Source organism: Microcoleus sp. Pol7_B2, from assembly GCF_036701035.1.
In the GTDB taxonomy this organism is placed as follows: domain Bacteria; phylum Cyanobacteriota; class Cyanobacteriia; order Cyanobacteriales; family Microcoleaceae; genus Microcoleus.
In genome coordinates, this window is record NZ_JAUBQB010000013.1 from 94,161 (window position 1) to 114,721 (window position 20,561).

Sequence of the window (20,561 nt, forward strand, 5' to 3'; positions counted from 1 at the left end):
AAATGTACAGCCCAAGCATATCTGGTGTGGCGGCCAACTCAGAATCAGGCAGCCGCATCTTTGTTTACGAAGTGGAGGGTATGCGTCAGAGCCAAGCAACTGACCAAATAAGTAACCCGATTCGCCGTAGCGGCAGCGTATTTATCTCCGTACCCTACGAGCGCATGAATCAGGAAATGCGCCGGATTGCTCGGATGGGTGGAAGAATTGTCAGCATCCGCCCCTCAAACAGCGCTCCCGAAACAAATGGCAAAGTCGCACCAGAAGCAGGGCTACAGAGTCAGAAATCTGGAGAAGAAACTAAGCCCATGACTCAAGCCAAGGAAAAAGTTCAGGTTCCTGTTAACCTCTACAAGCCGGCCAATCCCTATATTGGTAAGTGCATTTCTACAGAAGAATTGGTCAAAGAAGGCGGCGAGGGTACAGTCCGTCACGTCAAATTTGACATTTCTGGAGGCAATTTGCACTATCTCGAAGGTCAAAGTATCGGGATTATTCCCGATGGTACGGATAAAAACGGCAAGCCTCACAAAATTCGGCTGTATTCGATCGCCTCCACCCGTCACGGAGACGATGTAGACGACAAAACAGTCTCTCTGTGCGTCCGCCGCCTAGAGTACAAAAGCCCAGAAACCGGCGAAAAAGTCTTTGGTGTTTGTTCAACTTTTCTCACCGGTTTGCAACCTGGAGATGATGTCAAAATCACCGGCCCCGTAGGCAAAGAAATGCTGTTGCCCGACGACGAGGAAGCCACCGTGATTATGATGGGTACCGGTACGGGTATTGCTCCTTTCCGGGCTTATTTGTGGCGGATGTTTAAAGAAAACAACCCCGATTACAAATTCAGAGGTTTAGCTTGGTTGTTCTTTGGAGTTGCTTACACTCCCAACATTCTTTATAAGGAAGAGTTGGAGCAATTGCAGCGCGAGTTCCCCGATAATTTCCGCTTGACTTATGCAATTAGCCGCGAGCAAAAGAATGCTGACGGCGGCAAGATGTACATTCAAAACCGGATTCAAGAGAACGCAGACCAATTGTGGGAATTGGTTCAAAAGCCGAATACTCACACTTATATCTGCGGTTTGAAGGGTATGGAAGGCGGAATTGATGAGGGAATGTCGGCCGCGGCTGGCAAGTACGGCGTTGACTGGGCTGCCTATCAAAAACAGTTGAAGAAAGAGCACCGTTGGCACGTTGAAACTTATTAATGTGTTACCTGATTTAATCTGATTTGTAGGGTGGGCTGGGCTCGCCCTACAATTGTTTTTATGGCAATTGTATCCGACTTGTAATATCATTTCCGGTTACACCGGAATAATGTTGACGGTTCAGTGTTCACTGTTGACAGTGAACACTGAACACTGAACCGTCAACAGTGAATAGTGAACTCGAATTTACTATTCACTGTTGACGGATTTGATATAAGGTAGGGAATGCGTACCCTACAATACTATTTTCATTGATCCGGTACGCCAATAGCCTACAATGGTTGTGGCTTAATTGAGTTTCTACGGGTCAAAGTCGTGGCTTTCAAAATTGGTTTGTTAGGTTTGGGTACAGTTGGCGCGGGAACAGCAGAGATTTTGCTCTCCCCAGACGGCCGCCATCCGCTGTTGCAGGAATTGGAAATCTATCGGGTGGGAGTGCGCGATATTTCTCGAACTCGGTCTTTACAATTGCCAGAAAATGTGCTGACAACTGACCTAGAAGCGATCGCAACTGACCCGGAAATTGATATTGTAGTAGAACTGATTGGTGGATTGGAACCGGCGCGATCGCTCATTCTGCAAGCTATTGCCAGCGGCAAGCACGTCGTCACTGCCAACAAAGCAGTTATCGCCCGCTACGGGAATGAAATCTTCGAGGCCGCCAACAAAAAAGGCGTTTACGTAATGCTAGAAGCTGCTGTCGGCGGCGGCATTCCGGTCATTCAAAGCCTCAAACAATCTTTAGGTGCAAACCGCATTAAAACTGTCACCGGCATCGTCAACGGCACAACTAATTACATCCTGACGCGGATGCAAACAGAAGGTGCAGACTTTGCCGAAGTGCTCGCCGACGCTCAGCAATTAGGTTATGCTGAAGCTGACCCCACAGCAGATGTAGATGGATTAGATGCTGCCGATAAAATTGCTATTTTAGCCTCGCTAGCTTTTGGCGGACGCATCAAATTAGCAGATGTTCACTGCGAAGGTATTAGAAAAGTTAGTGCGGCTGATATTAACTACGCCGACAAGCTGGGATTTGTGATTAAATTGTTGGCTATTGCTCAAGAAACCTCCCGCTACAATGGCAAGCAAGCGGAGGGAGAAAGCGAACTGCTGTCAATTCGAGTGCATCCAAGTTTTGTGCCGAAAACTCATCCGCTGGCGAGTGTTAACGGGGTTTACAATGCAATTTTAGTCGAAGGAGAGCCGATCGGGCAATTGATGCTGTACGGGCGCGGCGCCGGTGCGGGCCCAACAGCTAGCGCCGTAGTATCCGACATAATGAATGTGGCGGCCATCCTGAAAACCGAAACTGTTCCGATTCCCCATCCTTTGCTGAGTTGCAGTCACCAACACTACTGCAAAATTGCTCCGATGCAGGAACTTGTTACTCGCTTTTATGCCCGTTTTCTGACGCGCGATACTCCGGGGGTAATTGGCAAACTCGGCACTTGTTTCGGCAACCACAAAGTTAGTTTGGAATCTGTTGTGCAGACGGGAATTCGCGGCGATTTAGCAGAAATTGTCGTCGTAACTCACGATGTTAGGGAAGGGAATTTTCAACAAGCACTCGATGAAATTCGCGCGCTGGAAGCAGTCGATAGTATTGCTAGCACGTTGCGAGTTTTGTAAAAGTGATTTGGTAGGGTGGGTTTCACATACAATATTTGCTAATCATTGACAATATCTAAAACCCGCCCTCTCTCTCACCCAACGGTAAATGTCATGTAGATTTTTGCCATTTGATACAAGTAAAAGTTACTTGAGATTATTCGTTGTGCGGTGGCGGGTTTAGGTAGATTTTTTTTACTTATTAAAGATTGTTGGTAAAACCGGCGGCTACGCGATAATGAAAGGAACAGAATTCGATTTTGTCGATCGCCAAACGGGAAGGCACTTGCTAGATTCCCTGTATGAAAAGTTTGCAAAACCCCAACTGCACGATACTTTTAAACCCAATAATCCTTCAATTTACATTCGGCACGAAGAAGGGCAAGTGATTGATGGAAATTATATCATAAAAAAAGTGTTTGAAGACTCTCGCACTGGTTTTTATGCTGAAATTCGCCTCCCCATTTCTGGCAATAACCCGCCTGTTTTAGTGATTCGCGGCTACGGTTCTTGGTATCCTTTCGAGCGCGTTTTGGAAGATACGCCAGATGTATTTATGGCCAAACTAGAACGTCAGTTAAAATCGGCGCAAACTGTGGGTGTTATTGATTGGATAAAGCAGCAATTTCACAGCGGGAATCCGCCAGATATTATCGGAGAAAGTTTGGGCGGCAAAGTTGCTCAGCAAATAGCAGCAAAATACCCGGATTATATTAGATCCACTGTAATTTTTAATTCTTTGGGCGTTTCGGAAAAGTTAGCTAAAACTTCCACGGCTAAGAATGTTTTTCACTATTTTACTTTAGGCGAAAGGTATGCTTTCTGGGCAAATGAAGGCGATTACATACCGGGAACGATTTTTGTGATTTCCCAGAAAGGCAACAACTGTTGTTATAAAATCGAAGAGGCGATCGTCCGAATGGCGCGTTTTGAAGGCAAGTTTCTCAAAAGACGCGCGATTGTGGCAATATTGGCTCAGTTGCTTTTGGTAAATAGACACAATGCGATCGTCCTCAACAAGCGACGGCCAGTAGTCGTTGAGATCGATCGCACTCAATTGCAAATTTTCCGAAAAAAGCGCTTTGTTTAAACTCAGACAGAATGGCTTCAGGCCGCAGATGGCTGATTTTCCCGCGCTGCGACGGCGAGAACCAGACAAAGTGCTGCGATCGCTTTTTCCCATTCTTGCTTTACAGCGGTGGGTTGAACTTCATCAAAGGCGCTAACTAAACGAGGTATCGCTCGTTCTAATGCCTGTCTGGGAATTGATTTGTGCAGATCGACTAAACGAGTTAAACTTTCTTGATTCTTCAAAAAACCGATTACCCATTTCGTAGTATGAGCGGGACTCTCAGGGACGTTTTTAATTCCTAGTTCTGTTTGCAACCAGTCGTAAAAAGGCGGCAGCTTTTGAGCTAAAACAGTTCCAGCAGTTGGCAAAGTTTCTTTGAGCAAACCACTATCCAGACTTCCCAAGACTTGATTGAATTCTGGTGAATCGAGCAAGCTGGTTAATGGCAGTGAAAGCAGGGCTTCAGAAGCGTCAGGGGATACATTTAAAGTCCGCGAAAATGTTTGCAGCATTGGAAAGTCTCTGGTATTGATGACTTTTTTAGCCTAACAATCACGCGAATCAATGAATATGAGCTACCTCATATTAGCAAAATTGTAATATCTCGATCGCCAAAGAAGCCTCTAAATCTAGCTGCGTGCCTCTGCGGTTAATAATTTGCCATTAAATATTCTACACAAATTCTCCCTTAGCAACCATCACCACCTTACCACCCACCAAAACTGCTATTTTCCCTTCATTTTTGGCGGCTTTTAATAACAGCAAAGAAGGTCGATCGATTTCATAACCCTGCTCAACTCTTACATCAATCTTTGCTTCCCCATAATAATCATGTTCTACCAAATATCCAGCCAAGCAGCCGTTAGCACTGCCAGTCGCCGGATCTTCAGGAATTCCTAATGAATGGGCAAAAACTCGCACGCTTAAATCATTAATGTCGCTGTAACTTTCTGGGCAAAATATCAAAATTTCTTTTGCTTCCATTGTATTAACTAGCTCAAAATATTTATCTAAGTTGACTTGAGCTTTTTTGAGCGAGGCGAGAGTTTTTAAGGGGACAATTATAAAGGGTACTCCCGTAGAAACTTCTTGAATGGGGAAGTTGGTATCAATTTCATCGGGTGCTAAATTCAGGACATTTACCAGAGTCTCGGCTGATAAAACTTGACCAAAACTAGGCGCGTTTTGTCGCATCCACAAAATATCTGCCGATTCATTGTGGTAATTAAATGTAACTGGAATTTGACCGACGGCGAGATTGAGAATTACTCGATCGACCTTTTCGCGAATAATCTCTTGCTGCAACACAAACGCAGTGCCCAAAGTCGGATGACCCGCAAAGGGCAATTCCTTCTTGGGCGTGAATATCCGCACGTCATAGCCGCCATCTCGCGGATCGGGCGATCGAATAAACGTAGTTTCTGAATAATTGATTTCCCTCGCTATCAGCAGCATTTGGGCCTCAGATAGTTCGGCAACTCCCGCACCCCAAAATACAGCTAGTTGATTGCCAGCATATTTTGACTCGGCAAACACGTCAACTATATAAAAATTCATAATTATGCCTTTGGTAAAAGTCGATAACTGATATTTTACATCCAGCGTTACAAAGCAGATTTATTTTATCGATAGAGTCACCGCGACGATTTGACGATTTGACGCAGTTTAAAGAAGTGCTTAGAATTGGAAAGATATAGAGAAACAGGGATTTGTAAGAATTTGTTGAGGGATTTGTAACGATGAGTGAGTTTAAACAAAAGTTAGGGGAAATGTCGCGGGAAAAGCGACTTTATACTTTAGAAACTCTGCCAAGGCATTTAGTAGAGAGTGGGCAAGGGGAAAAGCTGTACCAGTTGTTAACGGATTTCGATTTTATGGAGGCGAAACTGGATGAGTTGGGGCTTCAATCGTTAATTGAGGATTATGATTTAGCGATAGATTCTCAATTGTTGGATGGGCCGGAGCAAAGTCAAACTTATCTCTACTGGATTCAACAGGTACTTCACAGGTCAGCGCCAATTTTGGAAAGGGATAAAACGCAATTAGCAGGTCAATTATGGGGGAGATTGCTTGCTTTTGAAAAGCCTGAGTTTCAGAGGATGTTGGAACAAGCCAAGCAGTCGAAAAATAGTCCTTGGCTGCGGCCTTTGAGGTGGAATTTAATAGTGGGGCCATGTTGGCGTAACCTCGCGGGCCATTATTTCGGGGTACAAGCAGTGGCGATCGCACCCGACGGCAAACGAGCAATTTCGGCTTCATCGGATAAAACCCTTAAAATCTGGGACACAGACACTGGCATAGAACTGAGAACTCTCACCGGTCATACTGGCCCGGTAAGGGGTGTCGCGATCGCACCGGATAGCCGGACAGCGATTTCGGCTTCAGACGATAACACCCTAAAAATCTGGGACATCGAGACAGGTAGAGAACTTCAAACCCTCACCGGTCATACTAACTCGGTAAGGGGAGTCGCGATCGCGTCCGACGGTCTGACAGCGATTTCGGCTTCAGACGATAACACCCTAAAAATCTGGGACTTAGCCAGTGGCAGCGAACTGAGAACGCTCACCGGTCATAGTAACTTTGTAAGGCGAGTCGCGATCGCACCCGACGGTCTGACAGCAATTTCGGCTTCAGACGATAACACCCTAAAAGTCTGGAATTTGCTCAGCGGAACCGAACTGAGAACTCTCACCGATACTGGCTATGTATATGCAGTGGCGATGGCACCAGACGGCTTCATAGCGATTTCGGTTCCACAACTTAACACGCTGAAAATTTGGGACACAGACACCAGCAGGGAACTTCAAACCCTCACCGAGGATTTTAGCTTTGTACAGGCACTCGCGATCGCACCCGACGGCAAACGAGTAATTTCGGCTTCATCGGATAAGACCCTAAGAATCTGGGATCTGGCTAGCGGCAAAGAAATTGCTAGTTTCACCGGAGATAATTGGTTTGATTGCTGTGCGATCGCGCCTGATGGGGTGACAGTGGTAGCGGGGGGTCTACCGGGCACCGTGCATTTCCTGCGATTGGAGGGAGTTAGCGGCGGGGGATAGGAGTTTTAAGTGCGATGGAGTCTTCAATCGGCTTTCGTCGGGTTTTGTTTGACAAGACGCGGTTTCAACCGCCCGGCGCGAGCGAAAAAAGTCGGTTCATAGGCGATCGCGTATAAAATCAGAATAAAAACATAGGAGTAATCGCCGTGAGCATCACGACTGTAAAATGGACGGTTGCAGACTACCACCGCATCATTGCAGCCGGCATTCTGGAACGGCGAAATGCTGAATTAATAGATGGAGAAATAATCGAAATAGCTCCCGAAGGAGAATCTCATGCTTACTCTAGCGATGAGGCTGGAGAGTACCTAATTTATTTGCTGGGCGATCGAGCTAAAATCCGCCAAGGTAAACCGATTATCTTGCCGCCAAGCAACTCCGAGCCACAACCCGATATCGCTGTAATTCAACGTTTGGGACAAGATTACCGAGAACATCATCCCTATCCAGAAAACATCTTTTGGCTGATAGAATACTCGGATTATACTCTGAGCAAAGACTTGGGAATCAAAAGCAAGATTTACGCGGAAGCCGGCATTTCTGAGTATTGGGTTGTCAATTTGCAAACTATGGAATTAATAGTATTTCGAGAGCCTACCAATGAAGGATATCAATCGAGAGAAACTCTGACTCAGGGTAATATTAATCCGCTGGCTTTTCCTGATATTGCAGTTTCGGTCGCTCGAATATTAGGGGCTTAGGTAAATAGGACTTACGCAAAGAAACCGGATTTTCTTGTTACCAGGCAGAGCCTGGTAACACAGATCCAGAGGCTCCGCCTCGCTATTTCAAACAGCGAATTGCTTCCAACATTCCCCTGGCTTTATTCAGCGTTTCTTCGTACTCCATATCTGGGTTAGAATCAGCCACCAAACCAGCACCTGCTTGCACAGAAACCGAATGTTTATCGCCTCCTTGAGAACGAACAACCATAGTCCGAATGGCGATCGCACTATTCAATTGTCCCTCAAAATCATAATACCCGTAAACCCCAGAATACGGCCCCCGGCGGCAACCTTCCAACTCGTGTACAATCTCCATCGCCCGAATCTTCGGAGCACCGCTAACCGTACCCGCCGGAAAACCAGCTTTCAACAAATCCCAAGCAGTCTTATCCTCAGCCAATTCTCCCACCACATTGCTCACAATGTGCATGACGTGAGAATAACGCTCAATTTCCATTAATTCGTCAACTTTTACAGTACCGTTTCGGCAAACTCTTCCTAAATCGTTCCTGCCCAAATCAACTAACATGACGTGTTCCGCAATTTCTTTCGGATCTTGCAGCAATTCAGCAGCCAAAGCATCATCTTCTTGAGGAGTTTTACCCCTGCGGCGAGTGCCCGCAATCGGTCGCAAAGTTGCAATTTTTTTGCCATCAGCAGTATTTTCCGCCTTCACCATAATCTCGGGACTCGAACCGATAATCTGCCAATCTCCGAAATGAAAATAAGCCATGTACGGAGAAGGATTTATCAGACGCAAAGATCGGTAAAGTGCAAAAGAATCGCCACTGTATTCAGCCTCTAGTCGCTGCGAAATAACTACTTGAAAAATATCTCCGGCTTTGATATAATCCTTAGCCTTTAATACATTGGCACAATACTTTTCACGGGTAATATTGCTCGTGTAAGCCAATTCTGTATTTCCGGTTGTGGAACGGGAATCTTGCCCGTTATTGGGAGGTGTCCATTCTATGAGAGTAGATTGCCGGGACAGCGGCGATTGCAGCTTCTGAACTAACTTACCAACCCGATCGCACGCTTGCTGATAAGCGTCAGCCAAATCAACGCCAACCTCGCGCAAATCCGCATAGGCGACGGCCCAAATTTTCCGCTTCACCTGGTCGAAAATCAGCAAATTATCCACCTGCATCCACAATCCATCCGGCAAATCATTCTCGCTTGCTGGATGCACGGGAACTCGCGGTTCTATCCACTTAATTAACTCGTAACCCCAAAAACCAAATAACCCGCCAATTCCCGGCGGCAACTGCGGCAATTTCACCGGTTGATAAGACTCCAAGCATTCAGTTAAAGCTACAAACGGATCGCCCGTAAATACTTTTTCGGAACCGTCACGGTAAACTTGAGTTGTGCGAGATCCCCTTGCCTCCAAAATCCACAACGGATCGCACCCTAAGAAACTATAACGCCCAAGTTTTTCCCCACCTTCCACCGACTCCAGCAGAAAACTGTAAGGTTGACCGGCACAAACCCGATACCACGCAGACACCGGCGTATCCAAATCAGCAACCCATTCTTGATACACGGGTACAAAATTGCCTTGTTTCGCCAGTTCCGAAAATTGTGAGAAATCGGGGAATATCATATATATCAGAAGGGAGAAGGAAGAAGGAAGAGGGAAGAAGGAAGAAAGAAGAAGGAAAATGGAATCCTGGCAATAATTTCAGCGATTAAAAGCGTCCTAACCGTCTTGGGTTCAATAAACAAAAGACGGAAAGCAACAGCCATGAGGCTGCTGGTACTCGCCAACTGCCATCACCGCCATCGGTTTGAGCGCGCGCAGCCCCTCTTGCAAACACCAGCGAAACAAACTTGCGTAACGCACCGGCAAGTGGAAAGAAACCTGTGCTTCGGAGTTCGACGCGGCCGCCCCCAACAGTAAAGCCTGCATATCCGCTTCAGTTTCTGCGACGCTGTGGCTCAAAGCCGACACCGCACAAGTATAAGCCACAATCCGACCTTGTTTGCAAGCAACCCAAGGAGAAAAGAAATTCAGGGCGTACTCAATATCGCTAGTTCGATCGCACCTGTATAATTTCTTGCACAAAGCCGCACATTCACCAACATCCTCACTAGCCATCGCCCGAACCTCAAACCCATTCTGTGGCTGGCTGCGAAACTTCCCCTCCATTAACACGAAAGGTTCCTTCACCTCAAAACCCAATGAAGCGTACAGCGACAGCGACGCCATATTAAAAGATTCTTGAACCAAACGGATACCCACAGCGTTCTGTCCCTGTTCCAGCAAAGCTTTCATGATTTGCCGTCCCGTGCCGCGGCCCTGAAAAGTGCGATCGACACTGACGGGCCCGATACCGCGAATCGGGCTGCGTTCGTCCATAAACCCGCAGCCGACAACCGCACCCTCGCTGTCGGCTACTATGTCAAAAAACAACGGACTTTCGATCAGAAGACCAATAATTTCAGTTGAAAACTCCAGCGTCGGAAAATCTGTAGGGAATTGATGGCGATCGGAAATACATTTAAAAGCTTCATAATTAATGCGAGCGCAAACATCGATATCAGAAGGCTGCGCTCGCCTGATTGCGACATTCATTATTAATTTAACGATTAACTTTTAATAAGATTTGAAGTTTGCAGTAGTATTTTGGCGCTGCGGGCTTAGCCTCCCGCGCCAGAATACTACTGCAAAAACAAGTTTACAAGCTGAGCCTTACAGGGAATATTACCTATGTTTTGCTCAGCCATGAACTCATTGTCTAAGGATCGAAAGTCTTCTTACCGCTGAACTTGAGCTTAGCCGGATTTGGATTGCTGCCAATATTGCGGTCAATCTTACCGTTGTAGGGACGACCTTCGTTCACCTTCTCAGGGAACACGCCATCTTTGGGATGGAGGTACTCAGTAGTACCGTCGGGAAACACCCGGTAAATTTTGTAGTTGGTGATTTTGAATTTGGCCCGCAGTTGCTGGCCGCCCAAAGCGATGCACTGCTCCTTCCGGGGCAGATGCAGCAAGTTGTCGCCTTGACGCATAATCGCAGCGCCACCAGTAGGCATTTCAAACACCTGCTCCTTGGGGCTAGTCCAAGTGATAGCGTACTTCTCTTCAACTAGCGCCTTGGTCAGCAAGCCGCCGGTGCTGCCGCCGAAGATTGGGGGTTGTCCAGTAAGTTGTTCGGCCATAGATATATCCAAAGGATTTTTACGGCATCGTATCATCGAGACTGCACGCTGTTCTCGAAATTGTAAGGAAAATTAACAGTTTTTTGGCGATCGATCTATTCTGATAATTGATAATTAGTAGTTAATAATTGATAATTGATAATTTCCACCAAAGTTATAAAACCAAATTAGGCAGCACGAATCCCGAAAAAATAATCAAAAAAAAACAGCAATTATTCTGGTGCTTGTGGGGCACCAGAATAATCGCACATTCCTCTAATTTCTTCCCACACACGATCGAACAATTTACCGCGTCAACCCTAAGTCAAGAACCAATTAGGGTCATAGCCGCGCGGAATTTGGCTCAAAGCAGTCCAAGTTTCTTGATTGACAATCCCGTCGGCCTCAATCCCAAAGCTTTTTTGAAATGTGCGAACAGCTTTGTCCGTCAAAGTAGCAAAGTCACCGTCAACTTTACCGCCATAATGCTTGGAAATTTTGAGAACTTCCTGAACAGTAGCGACTGCTTCCCCAGAACTTCCCAATCTGAGTACCGGCATATTAACTGGAGCACCAGTATAAAGCGCCTGCCAAGTCAGCGGCCCGACAATGCCGTCCGGCGACAAGAAAACCCGAAACTGAAACAGCTTCACAGAAAATTCAATTGCTTTGTTAAAAATTCCTTTAGCAGGATGCCGATAAAGTTGCAACTTAATTAGCAGTTGTTCGAGTTCCAATACCGCTTTACCTTGAGAACCTAATTGTAGTTGTGGCTGGTTGGGGATAGCTTGGGTAGATTTCATCTGAGTTGTAAGTAACGCAATAGCCTTGAACTATTGGGAATATACGTGTCACAAAAATCTTTTTCCGGGCTAAACAAGTAAAATTTTCATGTTATATATGTATTTTGAACTTTTCATTGCAGGATATTGCCATGCGAAAAATATCGCGTTTTTTGGTCGTGTTCCTCAGTGCTTTGCTCCTATTGGGTATCGCATTTGCGTTTGATATTCCCAAGGGATTAGCCCGATCGGCGATGGACTATGAAGTTTGGGCATCGGATCAGTCCAATTCTCAAGCAGGAGCTAGCGCTCCTGGCGTCAGCGGAAGCTTCATCTGGATTTGGGACAGTCGGGATTTGAATCGACAAGTCAAAACTGGCAAACCCGCTGCACCGATCGGTTGTGATGGTCGTAATCGACCTGGCACCGGTCCGTGCAATTTATACGATGTCTTCCCCACCAGTTTGAAAGAGTATGATACCAATGGACTGACGGGTAATACGCTCGGTAATGTATCAGGTTTTGGGCGGTTGCATGGGGTTTTGTCAGACCCACAGAATCGTTATCTGAACGCCAGCTTTTTTGCCCCAGATGGCGGCTATGTTGGGATTATTGATGGCGAGACAAAAGAAGCTGTGTCACTGTTTCGGGTTTCCGGGACCTCGGCAGGTCGATCGGTCCATATGACATTCTGGAACACCAATGGTTCAGCATTGCTGATTGCTAACTTGAACGGTAAAGTGCTGGAGCGAATAGACATTCAACGCGATCGTGGTGGCAAAATTATAAACGCTGTGTTTAACAAATCGGCTTCATTAGGGGTTGGGAAAAATTTACAAATCTCGGATCAACCCAAGGTTTACCTCGGCAAGAATAGCCAGGGTCGATCGATGATCGGTAGCATTACGGGGAACTACGATTTGCAAGCTTTAGGCAACCTCACACCCAACGGACTCTGTAAGGAAAATGGCTGCGGCACCGGATCGGATGCCCCTCTCGGTGGACGTCCGATGAATATGATTATTTGCCCAGTTCCTGCCGATAACGGTAAGGTATTTGTCAGTTTTTCAGGGGGCGGGTTGATGGTGGCTGATGCCAAAACAACTCCTATGTCGATCGTGGGTGAATATAGCAACCAATTCTTCAATGGCGCAGGTTGTGGCGGTGTGCAAGTTAGTAAGAATATGTGGTTGAATACGGGCGTGGGAACCTCGGCAGCCGGTGCAACCCAATCGACCTATACAATTTATGACATCAATACTCAGGCCTTCGGCAAAACCGCGAATGCACCGAATACACCCGCACCGCGAGTGATTTTCAAAGATCCCAACAACACGGCAACAGGTGGTAATAGCAGTGGTCAAGCCTCGAACAGTACCGGACAGCTTCCCGGTGTTTCAACGCGCCGTGACGCCCACGGGATTGCCCAGACCCTGGACGGTCTCTACGTTCATGCCGCCGATCGAATTCAAAATCGGATTGAGGTATTCAATACCAAAACCTTGGCGATAACTTCCTATGACCTCACCTCCGCTGATGGGAAGGGTAACAACATCGGTCCTTGTGCATCGACTTCAGTGCCGGATTATCCCCGATCCCTATCGAACGATCCCGCACCGGATCTGATGCAAGCAACACCAGATAATAAATACTTGGTTGTGGCATTACGGGGACCGATTCCAGTTTCAGTCGATCATGCCTCGCAAGGGAGTTGTCCTGGGATCGGTGTGATTGAGTTGACGCAGCGCGGGGCATCCGGGAAGTTGGTGAGCGTTTTGCGCGCATCGAATACCGTCGATACTGTGAAAGTCGATATTCCAGCACCGGGTGGCTATGCTTATCAGGGTAACGAACATAGCGATATTCATAACATCGCAATTCGCCAGAAGCATCATCCTGGGGGCAGCATATTCGATTTCCATATTAAGCCATGAACCATGTTTAGGGGTGTGGTGGATTTCAAGGCGATTCAGGAGGCTTCTGGCCTCTTCGAGTTTAAAGGTCTTAGCTGATCGCCCCATTATACAAGTCCGATGCAATCGGACTTGATATGACTCCTAAGGACTAAAGTCCTCACTACAAACCATTTAGTTGACATTTGACAGATGTGAGTTCTAATCAACAATTCGCAATGCCCAATGCCCCATTTCCAATTCCCAATGCCCAATTCCTATCAATCTAAACAATCGGAATAGTAAAGTGAAATTCACTTCCTCGGTCTTTTCCTGCGGAATCTACCCAAATTTTACCGCCCCAGCCGGCAACAATCTGTTTGCAAATTGCCAATCCCAAACCTGTACCGCCGGCGCTGCGGCGCAAAGCTCCTTCTTCTTGATAAAATCGATCGAACACTACTTTTAAACTGTTCGCCTCTATTCCCCTCCCCGTATCGGCTACGAGCACTTCCACCATCCGAGAACCGTTGCATTTCGCTCGCACTGTCACGCTTCCTTGAGGTGTGGTGAATTTGCAAGCGTTGTCTAAGAGTTTGGAGAGCACCTCCACCAACCACTCTCCGTCAGCTTGCACTAAAGGCAATTCTGCCGACACCTCGGCGATAATTTCCGGTAACTGTTGATCGACAGTGCGCGATCGCACGCTGCTGAGGGCCAAATCAACGCATTCTTGCAGCGTCAGCGATTCTACATTCCATTGAACTCGCCCGCTTTCTAAGTGAGAAAGAGTTAAGAAATCCTGCACGAGTTTCCGCATTCTATCGGCATCGCCGAGGGCAGTTTCTAACATGATTTGCCGCAATTCGGCAGGCATATCTGGTTCGGAGTTCAAACTTTCCAAACAAACTTGAATCGTAGAAAGAGGGGTGCGGAGTTCGTGTCCGGTGATGGCAATTAGATTGCTGCGTGTGCGGTCTAATGCTTCTAATTGTTGGTTGAGTTCTTCTAAATGAGCGTAGGTTTCTGCTTGAATTAAGGCTGCTCCGAGTTGGGTGGCGATCGCCTCTACTAAAGCAATTTCGTCTTCTTCCCAAGGTAAAACCGAGCGGCACTGGTGCATTTCCACCATTCCCAAAACCCGCCCCTGATAAAGCACTGGCACCATTAACCAAGAGACAATTTGCCAATTTTTTACAGTTTTTTTCAGGGATTTTGTATTGACAATCAGCGGGTGTTGTGATGTGTCTTGGATGTAAACTCGCTCTTGCCGCGCCACCGCGTCGCTCCATATTTGATTTTCCTGCAACAGCCAAGTCTGATCCAGCATGGAACTAGCGCCCGGACGCAAAAACTCGCGATCGATTTTGACCGCCACCTCTGTGGCCTTGCACCGATAAATCAAACACCGGCTTGCCGACAGGGCAGTGCCCAGTTCTTGCACTGCGACTTCGACGATTTCTTGTGGGTTGAGAGACTGCCGCATTGCCGTGGTAATTAAGTTTACCAGGCGTTCTTTGCGTTCCTGAGCGGCGATGGCGCTGTATGCTTTGAGCAGTTTGTGCTGGCCTGCTTGCAAGTAGGTTACTAAGCGTTCGGTAAAAGCATCGCTCAATTTGGGATTGGGAATTTTTGAGTTTTTTCTCGTACTTATGTCTGGTTTGGCGGCTTTGGAAGTGGCGGATTTCCGCGTTTTTTTCGGTGTTTTGAGCTTGTAAGTAGTTCGCGCTCGATCGATCTTTTCGGCCAATTCCGGGCGATAATTGACAATTCTATCGAGCAACAATGCGGCCGCTTTGGAGCTGACCTCGCGATCGAACGTCCAAATTCCTTCAAATCTGCGAGCTTGATCCATCAACAGTGGCCCGCGATCGTCCTGGTTGTCGATCGGCACAATTTTTTCTTGACAAATCAAGCAAGTTGAGTATTGTTGGCCCAGCACCACTAAGTGCCACTCTTTACTTAATCCGTCATCCGGTGCAAATGCCACAGTTTCGTGACACTCCGAAGCATTTTTAAAGTCAGTTTCCGGTGCTGCCAGCACGTATACCTGAGACGAGCGTGAGGCAATTCGCCGGTAGCGGTGAGCTTCCTGGCGGTAGAAGCGCTCTCGCTGAAAGCTTGCAATGACTAGCGGTTCGTCGTCGGAACCCGCCAAAACTAAGTCTTCCATTGCGTGAGACAGGGCTGTCATGGAAGATTTGAAATAAATTTGTGCCCGCAGTTGGGGCAAAGCTTGCAGAAGTTCTGCCAGTAGCGAAATAGGGACGATCATCTAGCCTTAAACGTGCATTTTTGCCGATGACAAAACAGGATCGATAGGAGGTTTAGAGCGATCCCTTTTCAGTATCTGATACATTTATGCTTCATAACACGACTGTTTAAGTCATATCATGCTAGGCATATCATTTAGACGAATCTAAGCAGAGGTATGCCTCCAAGACCTTGAGTTCATCCCAAAGTCACCTGTTTTTACCTCTAGGTTTTGACGCCAACTCATCTATTCAGGGTTCGATTCGGGCGTTAGGACTCTCACCATTCAGACTTGTTAGGCACCGCTTGCGGATCTCTTGCATTATACTATTCTTGAGCTATTTGATATCAGCGCCATCTTTATCGGTTTTTGGCTAATCGGTTTTTGGCGATCGCTCTGGCTAATCGGCAATTAAACTTTCAAAAATCACAAATAATTGGCCATTAGCTAAAAACTAACGGCCAATTATTGTGAGGACTTATATCCAATCTGGTTAGATTCGGAATGATGCCAAGGATGCTCGGAAAATTATTATGCCGATGAAGCGCGGAAACGATTTTCACCAAAATCTATGAAGAAAAAGGGTTTCGGACACCTAGCGTGTAAATCCTATTTTTTTTTTGAGGCATCGCCCCTAAGTATAAATGCTGCCGCTGTGGTTGTCTTAGGCTAGTTCGCCCCCTTCGTCGCTGCCGCCCGGAGATGATTTGTAGAGAGCATCTAATTGTTCGCGGGCGTCTTGGACAGTCAGCGAACGCATCACTAACAGGGGCTCATTGACAATGTGGCCGTGTTCGTCTAAAAGTTCTGGATGGGGTACAGATTGAGAGCGAGGATGGGATGCGTGGCGATTATTTGCCATGAATTGTTGAGGGCGCTGGGACTCCATACCTACGGTGACTAGACTGCGGATTAAGTTACCGACTGCCAGAAAGGCAAGAACGGTAAAAGCTAAAATATAAAGCAGGTGCAACATTATTTTCTCCTCCGGGCTAAACAGCCACACAGCAATTTACAAAGGTGTTTCAGCAAGTAATAACTTATTAACTGGAAATATGTTTGAGGTTGTCAAGTCAGCCCCTACATTTCCAAAGGTTTGGGGTTTGAGTGCAAGTTTAACTTGAACTCGCTTCCTTATTTTCCTGGGTGAGCTGACTGCAATGAGCGAAAACGCGACGATACTTGCCAGCATTCGGCGAGCAGTCGGTGCCACGGCATCAGTGCTGCTGTTTCAATCCCAACTTGACCTCCGGTTGCTTGAAATAGAGCTGTAGCCGCGCCTACTTCTTGGTGAGCCTGTTTGACTCGCGCCAGCAAGTCAGATTGATCTTCGTCGCTGAGAAAGGGAATTTCTTCAGTTTCTAAGAGCTTTGCCGATCGAGCGAACCAGTAATTGAAATCCTCTAACAGCGGTTCCAGTAACGCTTTGAGCAATTCGGGCTCGGGCAAGTTGGAATTAAGCATGGATCAAAATTGGGTTATTTATCTATTATAGTCTTAGACGGTCTTTACAAATTGTAACATATTTTTAACAAAAATTCAATAATTTAATCACAATTAGCAGGTGGGTGTGAATAAATTTAACTGTGCCAGCAGCGATTTTTGAGTCGAAATCCCAAATTCTGCAATATCCGCTCAGACTCGCTAGCAATAGCTCATAGCAGAAGGAAGTTCGGCAACGGATTCGCTTTCTTCGGATGTAACGGATGTAACGGATGAAAGAAAGAAAAAAGAAGGAAGAAAAAAACTATGCCCAATGCCCTGTTTGGCCAATGCCCTGTTTGGCCAATGCCCTGTTTGGCCAATGCCCAGAATGACCTAATTTCCCGGAGTGTCCGCCAGTCGGAAGTCGGCGCTTGCTGTCCCAATCTGAGTAAGATAGAAGCAACTGCAACTAAATTAATTGCTAATTCAGCCGATGTCTAGCTCAGAATCCATGTCCCCTCCAGAAGAGTCCGTTAAGATTGAGTTGCCCCGCACGAGTGAGTCGGAGGCACTAAAAAAAATTCGCCACACCACCTCCCACGTTATGGCGATGGCGGTGCAGAAGTTATTTCCCAAGGCGCAAGTAACGATCGGCCCTTGGATTGAAAACGGTTTCTATTATGACTTTGACACTCCCGAACCTTTTACGGAACAGGATTTAAAAGCCATTAAAAAAGAGATGATCAAAATCATCAACCGTAAATTGCCTGTAATTCGAGAAGAAGTCAGCCGCGAGGAAGCGGAACGCAGAATTAAGGAGATTAACGAACCTTACAAATTAGAAATTTTAGAAGGTTTGATCGAACCAATTACTATTTACCATGTGGGCGAGGAATGGTGGGATTTGTGCGCCGGGCCTCACTTAGAAAATACCAGTGAGTTGAATCCAAAGGCGATCGAGCTAGAAAGCCTAGCAGGCGCTTACTGGCGCGGCGACGAAACCAAAGCTCAATTACAGCGCATTTACGGTACTGCTTGGGAAACTCCCGAACAATTAGCAGCATACAAACACCGCAAAGAAGAAGCATTAAGGCGCGATCACCGCAAATTAGGCAAAGAATTAGGCTTGTTTATCTTTGCCGATCCGGTGGGACCTGGTTTGCCTTTGTGGACGCCAAAAGGCACTGTTTTGAGAAGTATTTTAGAAGATTACTTGAAACAAGAACAAATCAAGCGCGGCTATTTGCAAGTTGTGACTCCGCACATCGCTAGAGTCGATTTGTTCAAAATTTCTGGACATTGGCAAAAATACAAAGAAGATATGTTTCCGCTGATGGCGGAGGATGAGGAAGCAGCAGCAAACGAACAGGGTTTTGTGATGAAACCGATGAACTGCCCTTTCCACATCCAAATTTACAAAAGCGAATTGCGTTCCTATCGCGAATTGCCGATGCGGTTGGCGGAATTCGGCACAGTTTACCGCTACGAACAATCGGGAGAATTGGGCGGTTTAACGCGGGTGCGCGGCTTTACGGTGGATGATTCCCACTTATTTGTGACGCCGGAACAATTGGATGCAGAATTCTTGAATGTGGTGGATTTGATTCTGTCAGTATTCAAGAGTCTGCAACTGAAAAACTTTAAAGCGCGTTTGAGTTTCCGCGATCCGAACAATTTAGAGAAATACATCGGTTCCGATGAAGCTTGGGAAAAGGCTCAAGGTGCAATCCGCCGCGCGGTGGAAACTTTGGGAATGAATTATTTTGAGGGAATTGGGGAGGCGGCTTTTTACGGGCCGAAACTCGATTTCATTTTCCAAGATGTCTTGGATAGAGAATGGCAATTAGGAACTGTTCAGGTAGATTACAATTTGCCCGAACGTTTTGATTTGGAATACGTTGCTGAAGACGGCACTCGCAAGCGTCCGGTGATGATTCACCGCGCTCCTTTCGGTTCTTTGGAACGTTTGATCGGAATTTTGATCGAGCAGTATGCAGGCGATTTTCCGCTGTGGTTGGCGCCGATTCAGGTGCGGTTGTTGCCTGTCAGCGCCGAGTTTTTGCCGTTTGCGAAGGAAGTGGCGGCGAAGATGAAGGCGCTAAATATTCGCGCTGAAGCTGATGAGGATAGCGAGCGTTTGGGCAAGTTGATTCGCAATGCTGAGAAGGATAAAATTCCGGTGATGGGTGTTGTGGGTGCAAAGGAAGTTGAGGCGAATAGTTTGAATATTCGGACTCGGGCTTCTGGGGAGTTGGGGGCGATTTCGGTTGATGAAGTGATTGGGAGGTTGCAGGCTGCTATTAGCAGTTACGGCGATTTTTAAGCGATTAAAATCGCAGATTTTAGAACGGGCGTCTCGCCCGTCCCACAATTCACTTAATGGGCGTCTCTCCCCTTCCACAATTCACTTAAGGGGCGAGACGCCCGTTTCACAATTAATACAAATGATAAGCTGTTGTGCATTTAATTTTCACAATCCTCTCCGTTGCCTTTGCGTGCAGGTGATGCTGAACCAATTGTAGATTTACAAGCGTTATTAAAGGGGGTTTACGATCGCCCCGCCAAGGACTTTAGAATAGATTATATCGCCGTATCAGTTCCCCCGCTGTCCGAAACTTAAGCTGCTGGGGCGGATGTTTTGTTGGAGGAGAGGGTATTGATCGAATTATAGAGGGAGGTTTAAGTGCGATCGCCCCCATATAAATTGCTGAGATATAATTAGATGGCGTAGAGTGGCAATAGAAAGTAATGGCAGATATTCAAATCAGCGTCGAATGACAAGATGCAGTTGCTGCTAAAGATGAACTGTTTGCGATTTCTGGCTTGTCGGGAAATTGGGAAACAACCGGGGATGATGAAAAAGAGGGAACTTTAATAATCATCCGCTTACGATCCAGAGACAATTCCAGAACTAGGAGAACTAGATGAACTACAAATCTTTATATGATAAAAAAAACAATCTGGGTGTGGACACCAGTAGATTACTTTAGACCAGGTATTCTAGGATGGCTATTAGGAGACCGAGCGTCCTAAAACGTTTGAACCTTTGTGGGATGTAGTTAGTAGATGGGGATGCTATTTTTATGTGACGGATGGCCCGAAAGTTTATGCAATGTTTATTCCAGATGTAAACCAAATTATGTGCCCAACTTACATGACTTGCGGTTGAAGGTGAAAACACAAAATTAAGACACTATCTGGCTCGCTTAAAACGAAAGACTTTTTGTTATTCAGGCAGCCGAACAAATGCTCAGATATCCAATTAAACTACTTATTCAGTATGTCAAGTTTAATGATGTTCCCCTTCCCTATTCAATTAATTATTTCGAGCGAGCATTAGTCACCGCACGCGATAGCTAAACCATACCCCTATTCAGCAACGCC

The 20,561-nt window shown here is 46.5% G+C and carries 18 protein-coding genes and 1 pseudogene; 10 read left to right on the top strand and 9 right to left on the bottom strand.

Annotated elements, in window-relative coordinates:
- Nucleotides 1-2: 2 nt before the first annotated feature.
- The 3 genes from petH to QUA57_RS07890 all read left to right on the top strand — a co-directional run bounded on the left by petH (nucleotide 3) and on the right by QUA57_RS07890 (nucleotide 3,909).
- On the top strand, nucleotides 3-1,208 hold the full coding sequence (gene petH / locus QUA57_RS07880) for a ferredoxin--NADP reductase (protein ID WP_333035852.1): 1,206 nt from the start codon (nucleotides 3-5) through the stop codon (nucleotides 1,206-1,208).
- Nucleotides 1,209-1,523: 315 nt separating this feature from the next.
- The gene (locus QUA57_RS07885; protein WP_333060144.1) at nucleotides 1,524-2,840 is read left to right on the top strand and encodes a homoserine dehydrogenase; all 1,317 of its coding nucleotides are present in this window, start codon (nucleotides 1,524-1,526) and stop codon (nucleotides 2,838-2,840) included.
- 217 nt (nucleotides 2,841-3,057) lie between these two features.
- Nucleotides 3,058-3,909 (top strand): hypothetical protein, encoded by an 852-nt coding sequence (locus QUA57_RS07890; RefSeq protein WP_333060143.1) that lies wholly within the window; start codon nucleotides 3,058-3,060, stop codon nucleotides 3,907-3,909.
- Between the two features lie 17 nt (nucleotides 3,910-3,926).
- Here QUA57_RS07890 and QUA57_RS07895 read toward each other — a convergent pair whose 3' ends face one another.
- Both QUA57_RS07895 and QUA57_RS07900 read right to left on the bottom strand, forming a co-directional pair.
- On the bottom strand, nucleotides 3,927-4,403 hold the full coding sequence (locus QUA57_RS07895; RefSeq protein WP_333060142.1) for a hypothetical protein: 477 nt from the start codon (nucleotides 4,401-4,403) through the stop codon (nucleotides 3,927-3,929).
- A 160-nt stretch (nucleotides 4,404-4,563) separates the two neighbouring features.
- Nucleotides 4,564-5,448: a PhzF family phenazine biosynthesis protein gene (locus QUA57_RS07900; RefSeq protein WP_333060141.1), complete on the bottom strand. Its 885-nt coding sequence runs from the start codon at nucleotides 5,446-5,448 to the stop codon at nucleotides 4,564-4,566.
- Nucleotides 5,449-5,630: 182 nt separating this feature from the next.
- Here QUA57_RS07900 and QUA57_RS07905 point away from each other — a divergent pair, with 182 nt between their 5' ends.
- Nucleotides 5,631-6,953: a WD40 repeat domain-containing protein gene (locus QUA57_RS07905; protein WP_333060140.1), complete on the top strand. Its 1,323-nt coding sequence runs from the start codon at nucleotides 5,631-5,633 to the stop codon at nucleotides 6,951-6,953.
- 146 nt (nucleotides 6,954-7,099) lie between these two features.
- Nucleotides 7,100-7,654: a Uma2 family endonuclease gene (locus tag QUA57_RS07910; protein WP_333060139.1), complete on the top strand. Its 555-nt coding sequence runs from the start codon at nucleotides 7,100-7,102 to the stop codon at nucleotides 7,652-7,654.
- 82 nt (nucleotides 7,655-7,736) lie between these two features.
- Here the strand turns inward: QUA57_RS07910 and trpE are convergent, their stop codons facing one another.
- The 4 genes from trpE to QUA57_RS07930 form a co-directional block, all read right to left on the bottom strand.
- On the bottom strand, nucleotides 7,737-9,284 hold the full coding sequence (gene trpE / locus QUA57_RS07915; protein ID WP_333060138.1) for an anthranilate synthase component I: 1,548 nt from the start codon (nucleotides 9,282-9,284) through the stop codon (nucleotides 7,737-7,739).
- Nucleotides 9,285-9,395: 111 nt separating this feature from the next.
- Complete coding sequence (locus QUA57_RS07920) at nucleotides 9,396-10,256, bottom strand: GNAT family N-acetyltransferase (RefSeq protein ID WP_333060137.1); 861 nt, start codon at nucleotides 10,254-10,256, stop codon at nucleotides 9,396-9,398.
- Nucleotides 10,257-10,419: 163 nt separating this feature from the next.
- Complete coding sequence (locus QUA57_RS07925) at nucleotides 10,420-10,845, bottom strand: photosystem I reaction center subunit II PsaD (protein WP_332949173.1); 426 nt, start codon at nucleotides 10,843-10,845, stop codon at nucleotides 10,420-10,422.
- Nucleotides 10,846-11,144: 299 nt separating this feature from the next.
- A complete protein-coding gene (locus QUA57_RS07930; RefSeq protein WP_333060136.1) occupies nucleotides 11,145-11,627 on the bottom strand; it encodes a peptidoglycan-binding protein in 483 nt (160 codons plus the stop codon).
- Nucleotides 11,628-11,758: 131 nt separating this feature from the next.
- Between QUA57_RS07930 and QUA57_RS07935 the strand changes: the two genes are divergently transcribed.
- Nucleotides 11,759-13,540 (top strand): hypothetical protein, encoded by a 1,782-nt coding sequence (locus tag QUA57_RS07935; protein ID WP_333060204.1) that lies wholly within the window; start codon nucleotides 11,759-11,761, stop codon nucleotides 13,538-13,540.
- A 244-nt stretch (nucleotides 13,541-13,784) separates the two neighbouring features.
- Here QUA57_RS07935 and QUA57_RS07940 read toward each other — a convergent pair whose 3' ends face one another.
- The 3 genes from QUA57_RS07940 to QUA57_RS07950 form a co-directional block, all read right to left on the bottom strand.
- Complete coding sequence (locus tag QUA57_RS07940) at nucleotides 13,785-15,773, bottom strand: DICT sensory domain-containing protein (protein WP_333060135.1); 1,989 nt, start codon at nucleotides 15,771-15,773, stop codon at nucleotides 13,785-13,787.
- 643 nt (nucleotides 15,774-16,416) lie between these two features.
- Nucleotides 16,417-16,728: a DUF2973 domain-containing protein gene (locus QUA57_RS07945; protein ID WP_333035863.1), complete on the bottom strand. Its 312-nt coding sequence runs from the start codon at nucleotides 16,726-16,728 to the stop codon at nucleotides 16,417-16,419.
- A 158-nt stretch (nucleotides 16,729-16,886) separates the two neighbouring features.
- Entirely contained in the window at nucleotides 16,887-17,216 is a 330-nt protein-coding gene (locus tag QUA57_RS07950) for a DUF2605 domain-containing protein (protein ID WP_333060134.1), read from the bottom strand.
- Between the two features lie 285 nt (nucleotides 17,217-17,501).
- Here QUA57_RS07950 and QUA57_RS07955 point away from each other — a divergent pair, with 285 nt between their 5' ends.
- From QUA57_RS07955 to QUA57_RS07970, 4 genes and pseudogenes are all read left to right on the top strand, one after another.
- Nucleotides 17,502-17,678 carry a hypothetical protein gene (locus QUA57_RS07955; protein WP_333060133.1) on the top strand — a complete coding sequence of 59 codons (177 nt, stop codon included), beginning with the start codon at nucleotides 17,502-17,504 and terminating at the stop codon, nucleotides 17,676-17,678.
- Nucleotides 17,671-19,500: a threonine--tRNA ligase gene (thrS, locus tag QUA57_RS07960; RefSeq protein ID WP_333060132.1), complete on the top strand. Its 1,830-nt coding sequence runs from the start codon at nucleotides 17,671-17,673 to the stop codon at nucleotides 19,498-19,500. The genes QUA57_RS07955 and thrS overlap by 8 nt, the downstream gene beginning before the upstream one ends.
- A gap of 168 nt (nucleotides 19,501-19,668) precedes the next feature.
- The gene (locus tag QUA57_RS07965) at nucleotides 19,669-19,797 is read left to right on the top strand and encodes a DUF4058 family protein (RefSeq protein WP_333184679.1); all 129 of its coding nucleotides are present in this window, start codon (nucleotides 19,669-19,671) and stop codon (nucleotides 19,795-19,797) included.
- 267 nt (nucleotides 19,798-20,064) lie between these two features.
- Nucleotides 20,065-20,537 (top strand): annotated as a pseudogene (locus QUA57_RS07970) (IS1 family transposase); the annotation flags it as partial.
- Nucleotides 20,538-20,561 lie beyond the last annotated feature (24 nt).